Origin of the sequence: Pseudomonas sp. Pseu.R1 (assembly GCF_045764065.1) — a bacterium.
Classification (GTDB): Bacteria; Pseudomonadota; Gammaproteobacteria; order Pseudomonadales; family Pseudomonadaceae; genus Aquipseudomonas.
Window position 1 is genome coordinate 4,598,514 of sequence record NZ_JBJGEE020000001.1, and the last position, 15,397, is coordinate 4,613,910.

The window sequence follows — 15,397 nt, forward strand, 5'->3', positions numbered from 1 at the left end:
GCTATCTGAAGATCACCCTGTGGGAGCGAATTCATTCGCGATTGGTCGGCTCCACCGATACATCTCTGTGGACCGAGATATTTTTCGCGAATGAATTCGCTCCCACAATGAAATGCCATATCCGTTCCCGGCCACGCATGTCTTGAAACCTTTACTTACAACACGCACTCTCAACGCCTTGAGCAGTTACCACTTCATGGACGTGCGGCGTCGGTCGCAGGGATAAAGGGCAGCGATGGGCACGATTCTCAAGCAGGAAAAATTTCTTCTACTGGCGGTGATCGCGACCTGTTTCGCGTATCCGTTCGAGCACCAATTGCTCAGCCATGGAAACACGGTGGCGTTGATCGCGGGGATCGCGTTGGTGGGGTTTATCGTCTGTGCCTCTTTGCGCGTGGCCCATCACGCCGAGGTGCTCGCGGAAAAAGTCGGGGACCCCTACGGCACGATGATTCTGACCCTCTCGGCAGTGCTGGTAGAGGTGGTCATTCTGGCGATCATGATGAGCAACGAACCCTCGCCGACGCTGGTGCGGGACACCATCTATTCGGCGGTGATGCTGGACGTCAACGGCATTCTGGGCCTCGCTGCGTTGATGGGCGGGCTCAAGCATGGCGAACAGTCCTACAATGACGACTCTGCGCGTTCCTATAGCGTAATGATCTTGACGGCGATGGCCGTATCGATGGTCGTGCCTGAATTCATACCGGAATCCAACTGGAAGGTGTACTCGGGCTTCACCATCGGCGCGATGATTCTTCTCTATGGCTTGTTCCTGCGCATGCAGGTCGGGCCGCACAGCTATTTCTTCAGCTACAGCTACCCGGACAAAAAACGTCGCAAGGACCAGCCAGAGCATGCCGCCGAAGAGGTCAATCTGGCGCTTTCCATTGGCATTCTGGTGTTTGGCGTGGTGGTCATTGGTGCGTTGGCCGAGGTCATGTCCAAGACCCTCGATCTGGGCCTTGAAGGCAGCGGCGCACCGCCTGTCATGACGGCGATTCTGGTGGCCGCCATTTCCGCTGCGCCCGAAATTTTGACCGCCTTGCGTGCTGCGTTGGCCAACCGCATGCAGTCGGTGGTCAACATCGCGCTCGGCGCGTCTTTGTCCACCGTGATCCTGACCGTTCCGGTGATGGAGGCGATGGCGCTGTACACCGGTCAGCCTTTCCAGATGGCGATGACCCCGGTGCAGACCGTGATGATCTTCGTCACCTTGCTGGTCAGTGCCATCAACCTCAATGATGGCGAAACCAACGCCATTGAAGGCATGACCCACTTCGTGCTGTTCGCGACGTTCGTGATGTTGTCGTTGTTGGGGTTGTAGGAGCTACTGGCTTAGCGCATCGGTCTTGCGGGTTGTTCGTGGATCTGTGGCAGCCGGCTTGCTGGCGAAAGCGTCTGGTCAGTGGCATCAATGTCGCGTGATAAACCGCATTCGCCAGCAAGCCGGCTCCCACATGATGGCTTATGCCTGGATCAACTCCGCAGCCGCCTGCCGGTGATCGGCAATCAACCCCTTCACATCCAGCCCCTCGACCTGTCCGTCGATCACCCGCCACTGGCCACCGATCATTACTCGATCCGCACGATCGGCCCCGCACAGCAGCAGTGCCGACAACGGATCATGGCTCCCGGAAAAACGCAGCTCGTCGAGTTTGAACAACGCCAGATCAGCCTGTTTCCCCACCGCCAGCTCACCGATGTCACGGCGCCCCAACAGCGTGGCCGAGCCTTTCGTCGCCCAGCCTAGCGCGACTTCAGGGGTGATCCTCTCGGCGCCATACCGCAGCCGTTGCAGGTACAGCGCCTGCTTCGCTTCAAGGATCATGTTCGACCCATCGTTGGAGGCCGAGCCATCAACCCCCAGCCCGATCGGCGCGCCCGCTGCGGTCAGGTCCAGTGTCGGGCAGATGCCGGACGCCAGACGCATGTTCGAACTCGGGCAATGGCAGATACCGGTGCCCGCGTCGCCCAATCGTCTGATTTCCTGTTCATTGAAGTGAATACCATGGGCCAGCCAGGTGCGAGGGCCGAGCCAACTGACGCTGTCCAGATAGTCCACCGTCCGCAGACCAAAGCGTTGCAGGCAGAAATCCTCCTCATCCAGTGTTTCTGCCAGATGAGTGTGTAGGCGCACGTCGAGTTTTTCGGCCAGCGCCGCACTTTCGGACATGATCTCGGTGGTCACTGAAAATGGCGAGCAGGGCGCCAAGGCGATCTGGATTTGCGCGCCATCGCCTCGTTCGTGATAGCGCTCGATCAGGCGCTGGCTGTCTTCCAGAATCACCTGCCCCTGCTGGACCGTTTGCTGCGGCGGCAGCCCGCCATCGGCCTCACCCAGACTCATCGAGCCGCGCGTCAACATGGCCCGCATGCCCAGTTCGCGAACGGTCTCGACTTGTACATCAATGGCGTTTTCCAGCCCGTTCGGAAACAGATAATGGTGGTCGGCAGCCGTGGTACAGCCCGATAACAACAACTCGGTCAGTGCGACCTTACTGGCCAGCGCCAGTTTCGTGGGTGTCAACCGCGCCCATACCGGGTACAGGGTTTTCAGCCAGGGAAACAACGGCTGGTTCACCACGGGCGCCCAAGCCCGGGTCAGGGTTTGATAAAAGTGGTGATGGGTATTGATCAACCCCGGGAGCAGCACATGTTCGCGTGCGTCGAACACGTGATCGCAAGGCCGGGCAGGCGACTGGCCTGGTGCGAGCATTTCAACGATCACGCCGTTCTCGACCACCAGTCCACCTCGGGCATCGAGGGCATTGGCGGTAAACACGGCAAGGGGATTTTTTAACCAGATACGGATCGCGGGCATGGGCCGGCTCCTCTGAAAATATGGGTTCAGGTCGCCAGCTCAGTGTTGCCCTGTCTGCTGATCCAGGGTCGCCGTAAGGCGAGGAGACGGAGTTTATGTTCGATATCGCCGCGTAATCAAGGGGCGACACGATGGGGCGGCCAATTTGCTATTTACTGTGGGAGACGCCCGGCCGTCTCCCACAAAAGCTCACCGCAATCCGTCAGGCGTCACCAAGGAATGATTTCCCCTTTGTAATTCACAAAATGATGCCCGCCTTCGCCGGCAAATCGCTCCAGCTGTTCAACCATCCCGCGCACGCTGGTCTCAACGTCGATATCCGCGCCTTCGCCGCCCATGTCCGTCTTCACCCAGCCCGGATGCATCGACAGCACCGTTGGTTTGTGGTCGCCCAGTTGCGTGACGAAGGTGTTGGTCATCGAGTTGAGGGCCGCCTTACTGGCCTTGTACAGCGCCATTTCCGGGGCATCCGGCATGGTAACGCTGCCGAGCACTGAACTCATGAACGCAATGATTCCCGTGTTGGGACGGATCTGGTCGACGAAGCGTTTGGCCAGACGAATCGGCGCGACAGCGTTGGTCAGAAACAACTGGCCCAGTTCGCCTGCGGTGGCGTCGGTCGGGTTGGCGTGCAGTGGCCCCATGACCCCGGCGTTGACGAACAGTACGTCGTACACCTGGCCTTTGAGGTTGTGGGTCAGGACTTCCAGCGATGATTGCTCGTCCATGTCCAGCGTCTGAATGTGCACGCCGGGGACGGCTTTCAGGTCATCGGCCTTGTGCGCATCACGCACTGTCGCGGTGACGTCCCAGCCCTTTTCGGTCAGACGTTTGACCAGCCCAAGGCCCAGGCCACGGGAGGCGCCGATGATCAACGCGGTTTTTTTGGCAGACATGAAGGTCACTCCTTGAAGAACGAAACGAAGCGGTGTCAGCAGGGTTGACCGCGCGCGCTCGAAGGAATTTGATCCTCCCGCGCAACGGTCGTCGCCTGCTCACATACTTAGTGTCCCGACTGCCAAGGCTGTCCCAAGGAGACGGGGGCATACAGTCGGATGCGCAAAGCGTTGCGCGACAGTAACACCAGCACCACGATCGTTGCGACATAAGGAAGCATCGCCAGCAAATTGGACGGGATCGCCAAGCCTACACCTTGCGCCACCAGATACAGGATGCTGGCGAAACCGAACAAATACGCACCCAGCAACAGGCGCCACACCCGCCAACTGGCGAACACCACGAGGGCCAGTGCGATCCAGCCGCGGCCCGCGCTCATGTTCTCCGCCCACATCGGCGTGTACGCCAACGACAGATACGCCCCGGCCAGCCCCGCCATGGCGCCGCCGAACAAGACGGCCAAGGTGCGGACCAACAGCACCGGCAGCCCCATCGCGCTGGCGGCGTTGGGGTTTTCTCCTACGGCCTGAATCACCAAACCCACACGGCTTTTCAGAAGGATCCACGCCACCACGGCGAATAGTGCGAAGGACACATACACCAATACGTCCTGCGCAAAGAGCATGCGGCCAATCAGCGGAATTGCGCTCAGTCCAGGAATCGCAATGGGTTCGAAGCCCATCAACGGCTTGCCGACCCACGCCGCGCCGACGAAGCTCGACAGGCCGACCCCGAAGATCGTCAATGCCAGTCCGGTTGCGACCTGATTGGCGTTGAACACCAAGGCCACCAGCGCGAACAGTGACGACAGCAGCATTCCCGCCAGAATGGCCAGCAGCACACCCAGCCACAGGCTGCCGGTGCTCAGCGCGAAGATGAAGCCGATCACTGCGCCAAACAGCATCATGCCTTCCTGACCCAGATTCAGAACGCCGGTCTTTTCGCAGACCAGTTCGCCCAGTGCCACCAGAAGCAACGGCGTACCGCAGCGAACGGTAGCGAAAAAAATATTACTCAGCAGATCGATATCCATCACGCGGCTCCCGGCACAACGGCCATCTGGCGTCTGGCCCAGCGCAGCTTCAAGCGCGGGCGGTAGAGAATCAGCACGTCACACGCCAGCAGGAAGAACAGCATCATCCCCTGAAACAATTGCGTGATGGCTTGAGGCAAGTTGAGGGTCATCTGCGCGCTTTCGCCGCCCAGGTATAACAACGCCATCAACAGGCTGGAAAACAGAATGCCCAGTGGATTCAAGCGGCCAAGAAACGCCACGGTGATCGCCGCGTAGCCATAGCCCGGCGACACTTGAGGCACCAACTGGCCGATGGGACCGGTGACTTCGCACACGCCCGCCAGACCGGCCAACCCGCCGCTGATCAATAACGCGAGCCAAATCAGACCTTTCTCACGAAAACCGACGAAGCCGGCCGCGCGTTTATCCAGACCGAGCACTTTGATCTGGAAGCCCACAAAGCTGCGCTGCAACAACACCCACACCGCGACCAGAGCGAGTAGCGCGAAATACACCCCGGCGTGCGCGCGCCCGTCTTCGGTGAGCAAGGGCAGACGGCTCGCATCACCGAACATGGCTGACTCGGGGAAGTTCATACCAGCCGGATCTTTCAGCGGGCCGTGTACGAAAAACAGCAACAGATTGAGAGCGATGTAGTTGAGCATGATGCTGGTAAGGATTTCATTGGCATTGAAATGCGTGCGCAGCCAGGCGGTCAGGCCTGCCCAGGCGGCACCCGCCATTGCGCCCACCGACAGAATCAGCACCAGCACCCAGCGGCTTTCGATGTCGATGACGTTGACGGCTACAGCACCGCCCGCCAACGCTCCGATCAGCAACTGGCCTTCGGCGCCGATGTTCCAGATGCGCGCCTGATAAGCCACAGCCAGGCCCAGTGCGCAGAGCAGGATCGGCAGCGTCTTGACCATCAGTTCGGACACGCCGTACAGATCGCTGACCGGTGCGATGAGCAATGTGTGCAGTGTCAGCAAAGGGTCCAGACCCAAGGCGAGAAACAGCAATGACCCCGACACCAGCGTCAGGGTCGCCGCGAGCAGCGGAGAAAACCACAACATGGCGCGGGATTCCTGGCCGCGCGGCTCCAGTGAAAGCAACATGGGCGTCTCCGTTAAATGAGCGGGGCAGCGTCGAATTGACCCGCCATCCAGCCGCCGACCTGCACTGGGCTGGTCTGTGCGGTGTGTGCGAGGGTTGAAAGGCGCCCGGCTGACAACGCCGCGACGCGATCACTGATCTGAAACAGTTCGTCGAGGTCTTCGGAAATCACCAGAATCGCTGCGCCTGCGTCACGCAGGGCAATCAATGCGCGATGGATCGCCGCAGCAGCGCCCACGTCCACGCCCCATGTCGGGTGAGCGGCCACCAGCAGCTTCGGGCTTTGCAGGATTTCGCGACCGAGGATGAATTTCTGCAGGTTGCCGCCGGACAGGCTGCGAGCGCGGGTTTGTGCGTCAGGCGTTTTCACGGAAAAACGCTGGATGATGGTGTCGGCCAGCGCCTGCACCTTGCCCCGCTGAATCAGCCCCCTGCTGATCAACCCTTGCTGAAACGCGGTGAGCAGGGCGTTATCGGTCAGGCTCATGTCCGGCACCGCACCATGGCCGAGGCGTTCGGCGGGCACAAAGGCCAGCCCGAGTTTACGGCGCGCATCCGGGCGTAAATGGGCAACGCTTTGTTCAGCGAAGCCAATGCGTTGCGCCTCGGATCGGCCCAAGGTTTGCTCGCCGCTGAGTAGCGCCAGCAACTCGTCCTGACCGTTGCCCGCGACCCCGGCAATACCGACGATTTCGCCACTGCGCACTTGAAGATCCACGTCGATCAGCGAGCAACCGAATGGATCAGGGTTATGCCACGACAACTTATCCACTCGAAGAAAGGGCGCAGCGCCCGTCGCTTTTGGATACTGCGCGACCAGCCCTTCAGCGTCACCGACCATTAACCGTGCCAGCTCCAGATCGCTGCACTCGGCGGGCACGCAATGTCCGGACACTTTGCCGCCGCGCAGGACGGTGGCGCTGTGGCAAAGGGCACGGACTTCGCCGAGCTTGTGGCTGATAAATAGAATGCTGCAACCCTCGCTGGCCAAGCGACGCAGGGTGACGAACAGGTCGTCGGCCTCCTGCGGCGTCAACACAGACGTCGGTTCATCGAGGATCAAGAGACGGATGTCTTGCATCAGGCAGCGAATGATCTCGACCTTTTGCCGCTCCCCGATCGACAGACTGTGCACCAGCCGTTGTGGCTCCAGCGTCATCCCATAGCGCTGCGACACTTCGCGAATTTTCGGCTCTAGCTGTTTCGGTGTGCCTGCGCAAGCGCCCATGGCCAAGGCAATGTTTTGTGCGACCGTCAGGGTTTCGAACAGGGAAAAATGTTGAAACACCATACCGATGCCCAACTCACGGGCCTGAGCCGGATTGCGCATGGTCAGGCTTTGGCCTTCCCAGATGATCTGACCGGCATCAGGCTGAACCACGCCATAGATGATTTTCATCAGGGTGCTTTTCCCTGCGCCGTTTTCGCCGAGCAACGCATGGATTTCACCTGGTTCGATGGTCAGGTCGATGGCGTCATTGGCAAGACAACCGGGGTATCGCTTAGTGATATGGCGCAGTTGCAATCGCGCAGTATTCGCTGAATGAGGCATGACAGACTCGGTGGAAAGTGGGTCGCCCCTGCACATAGCAATTTCTTGGCCAGCCGGTCAGCTTTTTTGTGCATATCTAGCTGACCCCTTTAGCAGCACGGCTTGCCGACGATGGCGTTATGAAAATCGCCACCGCCGACAAGCCGTGCTGTCACAAAAATGCTGTGGCCCTTGAAATCAAGAGCACCACTGCTGGGCGTAGCATTTCGCTGCCGATTCAATTTGGTTCAATTTTTCTGTACAAAAAATGACCAAACGACGACAGGCGAGGTATCCCCGGCGCTGCGGACAGCCTTGCACGCGTTATCCACAGGTTGCTCCACAGTTAATGTGAGCAAGCCCAAAGGCGCGGCATAAGCCCGGCGCGGGTAGGAGCGACTCGCGATAAGGCTCGCTAACTGACTGTTTTAGGGTTGATTTATGCAGTGGATAACCGAATTGCTCAAAAACTGAGCAAAGGCTTGCAGGCCTTGTAAATCAAGGCGCTTGGGGGAGTGTGCTCAGCTTGTCCACAGGCAGGTGCACAGTAGATGTGGGAAACGTGCGCGGGTCAGCGAGGTCCAGAACGGGGCGTGTCAGTCGGCTGGATCGGACTGCAAAACGATACGCCCGCGACTGATATCGGAAAGCTGGCGTTGGTAGGTATCCAGTTGCTCTGGACCGAGCGCAATCGACAGTTCGACGCCTACAGCGGTGAAGTGTTCTTCCTGCACCAATCCATTCAGTTCGCTCAGGCGTAGCTTGACCAAGGCCAGCTCACTGAACGTGCATTCAAAGCGGCGCGAAACCCGATTGATCAAGGGCACGCGAGCAGCTTGTTGCAGGCACTTGTTGGCACCGCCGCCGTAGGCTCGGGCCAATCCGCGGGTGCCGAGTTGAATGCCGCCGTACCAGCGAATCACCAGTACCACCACTTGATCGAAATCCTGAGCTTCGATGGCCGCGAGAATCGGACGGCCCGCCGTACCTCCTGGCTCGCCGTCGTCTGTGCTGCGGTACTGCGCGCCCAGTTTCCAGGCCCAGCAGTTGTGCGTGGCGTTGAGGTCGCTGTTCTGTTCGATGAACGCTTGGGCGTCAGCCGGGCTGCTGATGGGCGCTGCGAAGGTGATGAAGCGGCTCTTGCGAATCTCTTCGCGAAATTCACAAGGGCCGACGAGGGTAGAGGGCATGACGGTTCCAGCTAAAAATCAGGAGATTTCGTACATTCAAATCAGCGGGGTCAGTCCGCAACCCTTCAGGATGATGCGAATCAGGTTGTTGCCCGCTTCTTCCATATCCTGCTTGGTCAGGCGCGAGCGCCCCGTGACCTGGCAGATCTGAGTGGCGAAGTCGGCGTAATGCTGCGTGCTGCCCCACAGCAGAAAAATCAGATGAACCGGGTCGACCGGGTCCATTTTTCCAGCGTCGATCCAGGCCTGGAACACAGACGCTCGCCCCTGAAACCAGGTCCGGTAATCCTGGCTGAAATACTCATTCAGGCATTCGCCACCGCTGATGATCTCCATCGCGAAGATGCGCGAAGCCTGTGGCTGGCGTCGGGAAAACTCCATCTTTGCGCGGATGTATTGGGCCAATGCCTGAGCCGGATCATCCTCGACCTTCAAGTTATTGAAGGTGCTGTCCCACAACTGAATGATGTTGCTCAAGACGGCGATGTACAGCCCCAACTTATTGGTGAAGTAGTAATGCAGGTTGGCCTTGGGCAGCCCGGCATTCTGAGCGATGGTGTTCATGCTGGTGCCTTTGAAGCCGTGACGCGCGAACTCGTCCTCGGCAGCCTTCATGATCGCTTCTTCGTTCTTCTGGCGAATACGGCTCGCCGGTTTGGTGGCGCTGACGCTGTGAGCAGGGACTTCAAGGGTCATGTGCGGTTCCAGACGGATCAGTGGGTGCGACGGGGTGAACAGATAACGCACCCAAGACGATCCGACAAGCGTTGACGATGAAAATCAGTGCTCAAGGGCTTCAATTTCCGGCTTTTTTACGGCGCTGGTCGCCTTGGCTTCAGGCAACAGCAGGCACATCACGATCGCTGTGAGGCCACCGCTGGTGATCGCCGAGTCAAACAGGTTCTGCACCAGTTGGGGCAAGTGGTGTAGCAGCGTCGGTTGTGCGGCGATGCCCAGGCCCACGCCGAATGAGGTCGCGATGATCAACATGCTGCGCCGATCCAGTGACGATTGCGCAAGAATTCGAACGCCCGCTGCCGCGACACTGCCGAACATCACCAGTGTTGCGCCTCCGAGCACTGGCTTGGGGATCTGCTGAAGAATCGCGCCGATGACCGGGAAAAGTCCGAGTAAGAACAGGATCGCGCCGATGTACAGGCCCACGTAGCGGCTGGCCACACCGGTCAGTTGAATCACGCCGTTGTTCTGCGCGAACGTGGTGTTCGGGAAGGCGCTGAAGGTTGCGGCGATCATGCAACTGACGCCGTCGCCCAGAACACCGCCTTTCAAACGCGCGATGTAGCTTGGTCCTTCGATGGGTTCGCGGGACAACATGCAATTGGCCGTGAGATCACCGACAGTTTCGATGCTGCTGATCAGATAAATCAGCGCGACCGGCAGGAAAGCGGCCCAGTCGAAGCTGAATCCGAAACGGAAGGGGGTTGGGACACTGATCAATTCGACATCGCTGATCGAGTGCGGAACGAGTTTGCCGCTGAACCAGGCCGCAATACTGCCAACTGCCAGGCCGATGATAATGGCTGACAGTCGCACCCATGGCGTGTTCGAACGGTTGAGCAGGATGATTACCAGCAGCACGAACACGCCCAGAATCAGATTGACGGGTTCGCCGAAATCGGGCGCGTTGAAGCCGCCGCCCAGATCGGTCACGCCGACTTTGATCAGGCTGACGCCAATCAACGTGATGACGATCCCGGTCACTAACGGTGTGATCACTCGACGCAGTTGACCCATGCAGCGACTCAACACGACTTGCACCAGTGCGCCGAAAAAACACACACCAAACACCATCGCCATGATGTCTTCGGGGCTGCCACCCCGCTGTTTCACCATGAAACCGGCTGACAGCACTGCGCCCAAAAAGGCGAAGCTGGTGCCTTGCAGGCAAATCATTCCCGCACCAATGCCGAAAGGACGACGCGCCTGAATGAACGTGCCTACACCCGAAACCATCAACGCCATGCTGATCAGGTAGGGCAAATAGGCCCCGAGTCCCAGCGCGGAACCAATGATCAAGGGGGGCGTAATGATGCCAACAAAGGCGGCGAGCACATGCTGCGCGGCGGCCAGAATGGCGGGCGCGGGTTTCGGACGGTCGTTGAGGCCGTAGATCAGGTCGTGGGTGTCTGACGCGTTGGGCTGCATGCTGGGTTCTCGGTTTTTGTGTCTGGCCAGATTGGAAAGTGGCCTGTTGCCCTGCGAAACATCCCCTCTCCCTGTAGGAGTGAGCTTGCTCGCGATCAGGATATTCAGCCACCAACCTTTATGGGCCTGTCACTGCAAAAACCTGTCCAAGTGATCAGGTAGTTATGGGCATGTCTAAACATTTCCTTTTATAAACATAGGCTTGCCATTCGAAAAAAGAATCTGAATATCGTTGGGATTTGCCAGTGAGCAGACACCCAGCCTCATCGTGTAGCAGCCAGGCTCTCCAGAAAACTCTCTAGCACCAAATGAGGGCGACGGCCTTTGCGAGTCACGGTCACCAGACTCAGATCATAAAACCGCGCCTGAGGCTTCAGCGCCCGCAACCGTCCCTGCTGCACCCAAAACATCGCGTAGTGGTCCGGTAGATAGCCAATAAAGCGGCCCGTCAAAATCAAAAATGCCATGCCCTCCCGGTCGGACGCGCTGGCCGTGCACTTGAGTGCCTGATAGTGCGCTTGAATATCAGCAGGCAAGCGAAAAGTGGGGGCGATGGCTTCCTGATCGGACAGACGCTCATTGCCCAACTGCGCATCGTCCACATAGAACAGCGGATGACCCACCGCGCAGTAGAGCAGCGAACGCTCACTGTACAGCGGCTGATATTCAAGGCCGGAGAGGGCCGTCGCCTGTGGTACCACGCCGACATGCAGGCTGCCGTCGAGCACACCTTGCTCCACTTCGTTAGGCGCGATCATGCGGATATTGATGTGCACGTCCGGCCCACGCTCTTTCAACTGGGAAAGGGCGTGAGTAATGCGCATGTGGGGCAGGGTGACGAGGTTGTCAGTCAGGCCGATGTTCAGTTCACCGCGCAAATGTCGGTGAAGGCCGTTCACTTCGGTACGAAAACTCTCAAGCGCGCTCAAAAGCTGGAGCGACGACTGATAAACCTCGCGGCCTTCTTCCGTCAGCGAAAAACCTGCGCGGCCTCGTTGACACAGGCGCAACCCTAGACGCTGTTCAAGATCACTCATCTGCTGGCTGATCGCCGAACGGCCGATGCCGAGCGCGCTTTCCGCTGCAGAGAACCCCCCTGACTCGACTACGCTTCGAAAGATGCGCAACAGACGAATGTCGAAGTCGCTGACTTGCGCCAGCGGGTCAGAACGGCGAGTGCTCATTGTTTAGCAGTCCAGTAACTAAAGATCATAAAAGCAGGATTTTAGCGACTTTATGCCCATGGCAACGTAGCTGCAACCGGCCCTGCTTCCTTTCAAGGGAGAGGAAGACAGGCCACCCACGTCCTTGTGAGGTTATTCCAATGAACATGCCCGAATCGTCCGATATGTCTCTGGCCAGTCAGCTCAAGCTCGATGCGCACTGGATGCCCTACACTGCAAACCGCAATTTCCAGCGCGACCCGCGACTGATCGTGGCGGCAGAAGGCGGTTACCTGACAGACGATAAGGGGCGCAAGATCTACGATGGCCTTTCAGGTCTGTGGACGTGTGGCGCGGGCCATACTCGCAAGGAGATTCAGGAAGCGGTCGCCAAGCAGCTAAGCACGCTGGACTACTCGCCTGCGTTTCAGTTCGGTCATCCGCTCTCGTTCCAGTTGGCTGAAAAAATCACCGACCTGACGCCGGGCAACCTGAACCACGTTTTCTATACCGACTCTGGCTCTGAATGCGCTGACACCGCGGTGAAGATGGTCCGTGCTTACTGGCGTTTGAAAGGTCAAGCGACCAAGACCAAGCTGATCGGCCGTGCCCGTGGTTACCACGGCGTGAACATTGCGGGCACCAGTCTGGGGGGCGTGAACGGTAACCGCAAAATGTTCGGCCAGTTGATGGACGTCGACCATCTGCCGCACACCTTGCTGGCCAGCAACGCTTTTTCTCGTGGGATGCCAGAGCAGGGCGGTATCGCGCTGGCAGACGAGATGCTCAAGCTGATCGAGCTGCATGATGCGTCGAACATCGCTGCCGTTATCGTCGAACCGATGGCGGGTTCTGCTGGCGTGATCGTGCCACCACAGGGTTACCTGAAGCGTCTGCGTGAAATCTGCGATCAGCACAACATCCTGCTGATCTTCGATGAAGTGATCACCGGTTTCGGTCGTACCGGCGCCATGTTTGGTGCAGACAGTTTTGGTGTGACGCCGGACCTGATGTGCATCGCCAAACAGGTCACCAACGGTGCGATTCCGATGGGCGCGGTGATCGCCAGCTCCGAGATCTACCAGACGTTCATGAACCAGCCGACGCCTGAGTACGCGGTGGAATTCCCGCACGGTTACACCTATTCCGCGCACCCGGTTGCCTGTGCGGCGGGCCTGGCGGCGTTGGACATCCTCAAGCGTGAGAATCTGGTGCAACAGGTCGCTGAAACCGCACCGCATTTCGAGAATTCGCTGCACGGATTGAAGGGCAGCAAGAACGTGATCGACATTCGCAACTTCGGTCTGGCGGGTGCGATTCAGATCGCTGCTCGCGATGGCGATGCGATTGTGCGTCCGTTCGAAGCGGCGATGAAGTTGTGGAAAGCGGGTTTCTACGTGCGCTTCGGCGGCGATACCCTGCAGTTTGGCCCAACCTTCAACAGCAAGCCTCAGGACCTGGACCGCATGTTCGATGCGGTGGGCGAAGCGCTCAATCAGATCGACTGATCAATCTTTCTTCTTAACAACAGGCGCAGCTTGGTTGCGCCTGTGGGTTACCTTTTTCGGAGTCAAACATGAGCATCGTTCAACACCTGATTCACGGCGAGTTGGTCGGCGACAATGGCCGCACCGCCGATGTGTTCAACCCTTCCACAGGGCAGGCGACCAAGAAGGTGCTGCTGGCCGGCCGTGAAACCGTTCAGCAGGCCATCGATTCGGCCAAAGCCGCCTTCCCGGCCTGGCGTAACACGCCGCCCGCGAAACGTGCGCAAATCATGTTCCGCTTCAAACAATTGCTGGAGCAGAACGAGGCACGGATCTCGCAACTGATCAGCGAAGAACACGGCAAAACGTTGGAAGACGCAGCCGGTGAACTGAAACGGGGTATCGAGAACGTCGAGTATGCCAGTGCTGCCCCGGAAATTCTCAAAGGCGAGTACAGCCGCAACGTGGGGCCGAACATCGATGCCTGGTCGGACTTCCAGCCGCTTGGCGTGGTTGCCGGCATCACCCCGTTCAACTTCCCGGCCATGGTGCCGCTGTGGATGTACCCGTTGGCGATTGCGTGCGGCAACTGTTTCATTCTCAAGCCTTCGGAGCGTGACCCAAGCTCTACGCTACTGATCGCACAACTGTTGCACGAAGCCGGTTTGCCGAAAGGCGTGTTGAACGTAGTGCATGGCGACAAAGCAGCAGTGGATGCGCTGATCGAAGCGCCGGAAGTCAAAGCGCTGAGTTTCGTAGGGTCTACGCCAATCGCCGAGTACATCTATAAAGAAGCGACTGCACGCGGCAAACGTGTTCAGGCGCTGGGCGGTGCCAAGAACCACGCGGTGTTGATGCCGGATGCCGATCTGGATAACGCGGTCAGTGCATTGATGGGTGCAGCCTATGGTTCCTGCGGCGAGCGCTGCATGGCGATTTCTGTGGCCGTGTGTGTCGGTGACCAGGTGGCTGATGCGTTGGTGGCCAAGCTGGTTCCGCAAATCAAGGCACTCAAGATCGGTGCGGGCACTTCCTGTGGCTTGGACATGGGGCCGTTGGTTACTGGGCAGCATCGCGACAAAGTCAGTGGCTATATAGAAGACGGCGTGGCGTCGGGTGCGAAGCTGGTCGTGGATGGTCGTGGGCTGACAGTCTCTGGCCATGAAGATGGTTTCTTCCTGGGTGGATGCCTGTTCGATCAGGTCACGCCTGATATGCGTATCTATAAAGAAGAAATCTTCGGGCCGGTGCTGTGCATCGTGCGGGTGAACAGCCTTGAACAGGCGATGCAACTGATCAACGATCATGAATACGGCAACGGCACCTGCATCTTCACCCGTGATGGCGAAGCGGCGCGCCTGTTCTGCGATGAGATCGAAGTAGGCATGGTTGGCGTCAACGTGCCGCTGCCGGTACCGGTTGCATATCACAGCTTTGGCGGCTGGAAGCGTTCGCTGTTTGGAGATCTGCATGCCTATGGCCCGGATGGGGTGCGGTTCTATACGCGTCGCAAGGCAATTACTCAGCGCTGGCCGCAGCGTGCGAGCCATGAGGCATCGCAATTCGCGTTCCCCAGTCTGTAACGCTGAAGAAAGAGGCGAGCCGCAAGGCTCGCCCCTTTGCTTTTGGGCTGTTTCTGACCGATATGACAAATAAGTGAAAAAAGGGGTTGACGCCCCTGCAGATGTCTCTATAATTCGCCCCACTTCCGGCGCAGTCGGAACCGAAAACTCCTTGTAGATCAACGAGTTAACGGTTTCTAGATAGGGTTGGAAGTGCTTCGGTTTTCCGGCTTGTGGCTCGAATCGAAAGCGGTGAAAAAGGGTGTTGACAGCAGCGAGTAACGCTGTAGAATTCGCCTCCCGCTAACGTGAGATGCCAAATCGAACGAAGCGCAAGTGGTTGAAGTTGAAAAAGAAATTTTGAAAACTTCTGAAAATAACCGCTTGACAAGATGAGGCGCTGCTGTAGAATGCGCGCCTCGGTTGAGACGAAAGATTCTTGACCA

At 58.4% G+C, this 15,397-nt stretch carries 13 protein-coding genes; 4 read left to right on the forward strand and 9 right to left on the reverse strand.

The features are described from left to right. The first annotated feature begins 235 nt into the window (after window positions 1–235). Window positions 236–1,327: a calcium:proton antiporter gene (locus ACI5GA_RS20995; protein ID WP_404639332.1), complete on the forward strand. Its 1,092-nt coding sequence runs from the start codon at window positions 236–238 to the stop codon at window positions 1,325–1,327. 141 nt (window positions 1,328–1,468) lie between these two features. Here ACI5GA_RS20995 and ACI5GA_RS21000 read toward each other — a convergent pair whose 3' ends face one another. From ACI5GA_RS21000 to ACI5GA_RS21020, 5 genes are all read right to left on the reverse strand, one after another. Further along, window positions 1,469–2,824 (reverse strand): 8-oxoguanine deaminase, encoded by a 1,356-nt coding sequence (locus ACI5GA_RS21000; protein ID WP_421424140.1) that lies wholly within the window; start codon window positions 2,822–2,824, stop codon window positions 1,469–1,471. Window positions 2,825–3,033: 209 nt separating this feature from the next. Then, a complete protein-coding gene (locus ACI5GA_RS21005) occupies window positions 3,034–3,720 on the reverse strand; it encodes an SDR family oxidoreductase (protein ID WP_404639336.1) in 687 nt (228 codons plus the stop codon). 107 nt (window positions 3,721–3,827) lie between these two features. After that, window positions 3,828–4,754, reverse strand: a complete 927-nt coding sequence (locus ACI5GA_RS21010) for an ABC transporter permease (RefSeq protein ID WP_421424142.1) — start codon at window positions 4,752–4,754, stop codon at window positions 3,828–3,830. Next, window positions 4,754–5,854 (reverse strand): ABC transporter permease, encoded by a 1,101-nt coding sequence (locus ACI5GA_RS21015; protein ID WP_421424144.1) that lies wholly within the window; start codon window positions 5,852–5,854, stop codon window positions 4,754–4,756. The genes ACI5GA_RS21010 and ACI5GA_RS21015 overlap by 1 nt, the downstream gene beginning before the upstream one ends. Window positions 5,855–5,865: 11 nt before the next feature. Further along, on the reverse strand, window positions 5,866–7,404 hold the full coding sequence (locus ACI5GA_RS21020; RefSeq protein ID WP_421424146.1) for an ABC transporter ATP-binding protein: 1,539 nt from the start codon (window positions 7,402–7,404) through the stop codon (window positions 5,866–5,868). A 119-nt stretch (window positions 7,405–7,523) separates the two neighbouring features. On the opposite strand from ACI5GA_RS21020, the gene ACI5GA_RS21025 reads away from it, so the two are divergent. After that, a complete protein-coding gene (locus tag ACI5GA_RS21025) occupies window positions 7,524–7,655 on the forward strand; it encodes a hypothetical protein (RefSeq protein ID WP_404639344.1) in 132 nt (43 codons plus the stop codon). Window positions 7,656–7,979: 324 nt separating this feature from the next. On the opposite strand, the gene ACI5GA_RS21030 is transcribed toward ACI5GA_RS21025, so the two are convergent. The 4 genes from ACI5GA_RS21030 to ACI5GA_RS21045 form a co-directional block, all read right to left on the reverse strand. Next, entirely contained in the window at window positions 7,980–8,573 is a 594-nt protein-coding gene (locus tag ACI5GA_RS21030; protein ID WP_421424149.1) for an IMPACT family protein, read from the reverse strand. Between the two features lie 36 nt (window positions 8,574–8,609). Then, window positions 8,610–9,269 (reverse strand): TetR/AcrR family transcriptional regulator, encoded by a 660-nt coding sequence (locus ACI5GA_RS21035; protein WP_404639348.1) that lies wholly within the window; start codon window positions 9,267–9,269, stop codon window positions 8,610–8,612. 84 nt (window positions 9,270–9,353) lie between these two features. Further along, on the reverse strand, window positions 9,354–10,739 hold the full coding sequence (locus ACI5GA_RS21040) for a uracil-xanthine permease family protein (RefSeq protein ID WP_421424152.1): 1,386 nt from the start codon (window positions 10,737–10,739) through the stop codon (window positions 9,354–9,356). 263 nt (window positions 10,740–11,002) lie between these two features. Beyond that, on the reverse strand, window positions 11,003–11,923 hold the full coding sequence (locus ACI5GA_RS21045) for a LysR family transcriptional regulator (RefSeq protein WP_421424154.1): 921 nt from the start codon (window positions 11,921–11,923) through the stop codon (window positions 11,003–11,005). Window positions 11,924–12,063: 140 nt separating this feature from the next. On the opposite strand from ACI5GA_RS21045, the gene ACI5GA_RS21050 reads away from it, so the two are divergent. After that, window positions 12,064–13,410: an aspartate aminotransferase family protein gene (locus tag ACI5GA_RS21050; RefSeq protein ID WP_421424156.1), complete on the forward strand. Its 1,347-nt coding sequence runs from the start codon at window positions 12,064–12,066 to the stop codon at window positions 13,408–13,410. A gap of 68 nt (window positions 13,411–13,478) precedes the next feature. Then, on the forward strand, window positions 13,479–14,972 hold the full coding sequence (locus tag ACI5GA_RS21055) for a CoA-acylating methylmalonate-semialdehyde dehydrogenase (RefSeq protein WP_404639356.1): 1,494 nt from the start codon (window positions 13,479–13,481) through the stop codon (window positions 14,970–14,972). The last annotated feature ends 425 nt before the right edge of the window (window positions 14,973–15,397 follow it).

Bases quoted from the DNA above. Each gene is read 5' to 3' on its own strand.
- ACI5GA_RS20995 (WP_404639332.1), top strand. From the start codon at position 236: ATGGGCACGATTCTCAAGCAGGAAAAATTTCTTCTACTGGCGGTGATC.
- ACI5GA_RS21000 (WP_421424140.1), bottom strand. From the start codon at position 2,824: ATGCCCGCGATCCGTATCTGGTTAAAAAATCCCCTTGCCGTGTTTACC.
- ACI5GA_RS21005 (WP_404639336.1), bottom strand. From the start codon at position 3,720: ATGTCTGCCAAAAAAACCGCGTTGATCATCGGCGCCTCCCGTGGCCTG.
- ACI5GA_RS21010 (WP_421424142.1), bottom strand. From the start codon at position 4,754: ATGGATATCGATCTGCTGAGTAATATTTTTTTCGCTACCGTTCGCTGC.
- ACI5GA_RS21015 (WP_421424144.1), bottom strand. From the start codon at position 5,854: ATGTTGCTTTCACTGGAGCCGCGCGGCCAGGAATCCCGCGCCATGTTG.
- ACI5GA_RS21020 (WP_421424146.1), bottom strand. From the start codon at position 7,404: ATGCCTCATTCAGCGAATACTGCGCGATTGCAACTGCGCCATATCACT.
- ACI5GA_RS21025 (WP_404639344.1), top strand. From the start codon at position 7,524: ATGAAAATCGCCACCGCCGACAAGCCGTGCTGTCACAAAAATGCTGTG.
- ACI5GA_RS21030 (WP_421424149.1), bottom strand. From the start codon at position 8,573: ATGCCCTCTACCCTCGTCGGCCCTTGTGAATTTCGCGAAGAGATTCGC.
- ACI5GA_RS21035 (WP_404639348.1), bottom strand. From the start codon at position 9,269: ATGACCCTTGAAGTCCCTGCTCACAGCGTCAGCGCCACCAAACCGGCG.
- ACI5GA_RS21040 (WP_421424152.1), bottom strand. From the start codon at position 10,739: ATGCAGCCCAACGCGTCAGACACCCACGACCTGATCTACGGCCTCAAC.
- ACI5GA_RS21045 (WP_421424154.1), bottom strand. From the start codon at position 11,923: ATGAGCACTCGCCGTTCTGACCCGCTGGCGCAAGTCAGCGACTTCGAC.
- ACI5GA_RS21050 (WP_421424156.1), top strand. From the start codon at position 12,064: ATGAACATGCCCGAATCGTCCGATATGTCTCTGGCCAGTCAGCTCAAG.
- ACI5GA_RS21055 (WP_404639356.1), top strand. From the start codon at position 13,479: ATGAGCATCGTTCAACACCTGATTCACGGCGAGTTGGTCGGCGACAAT.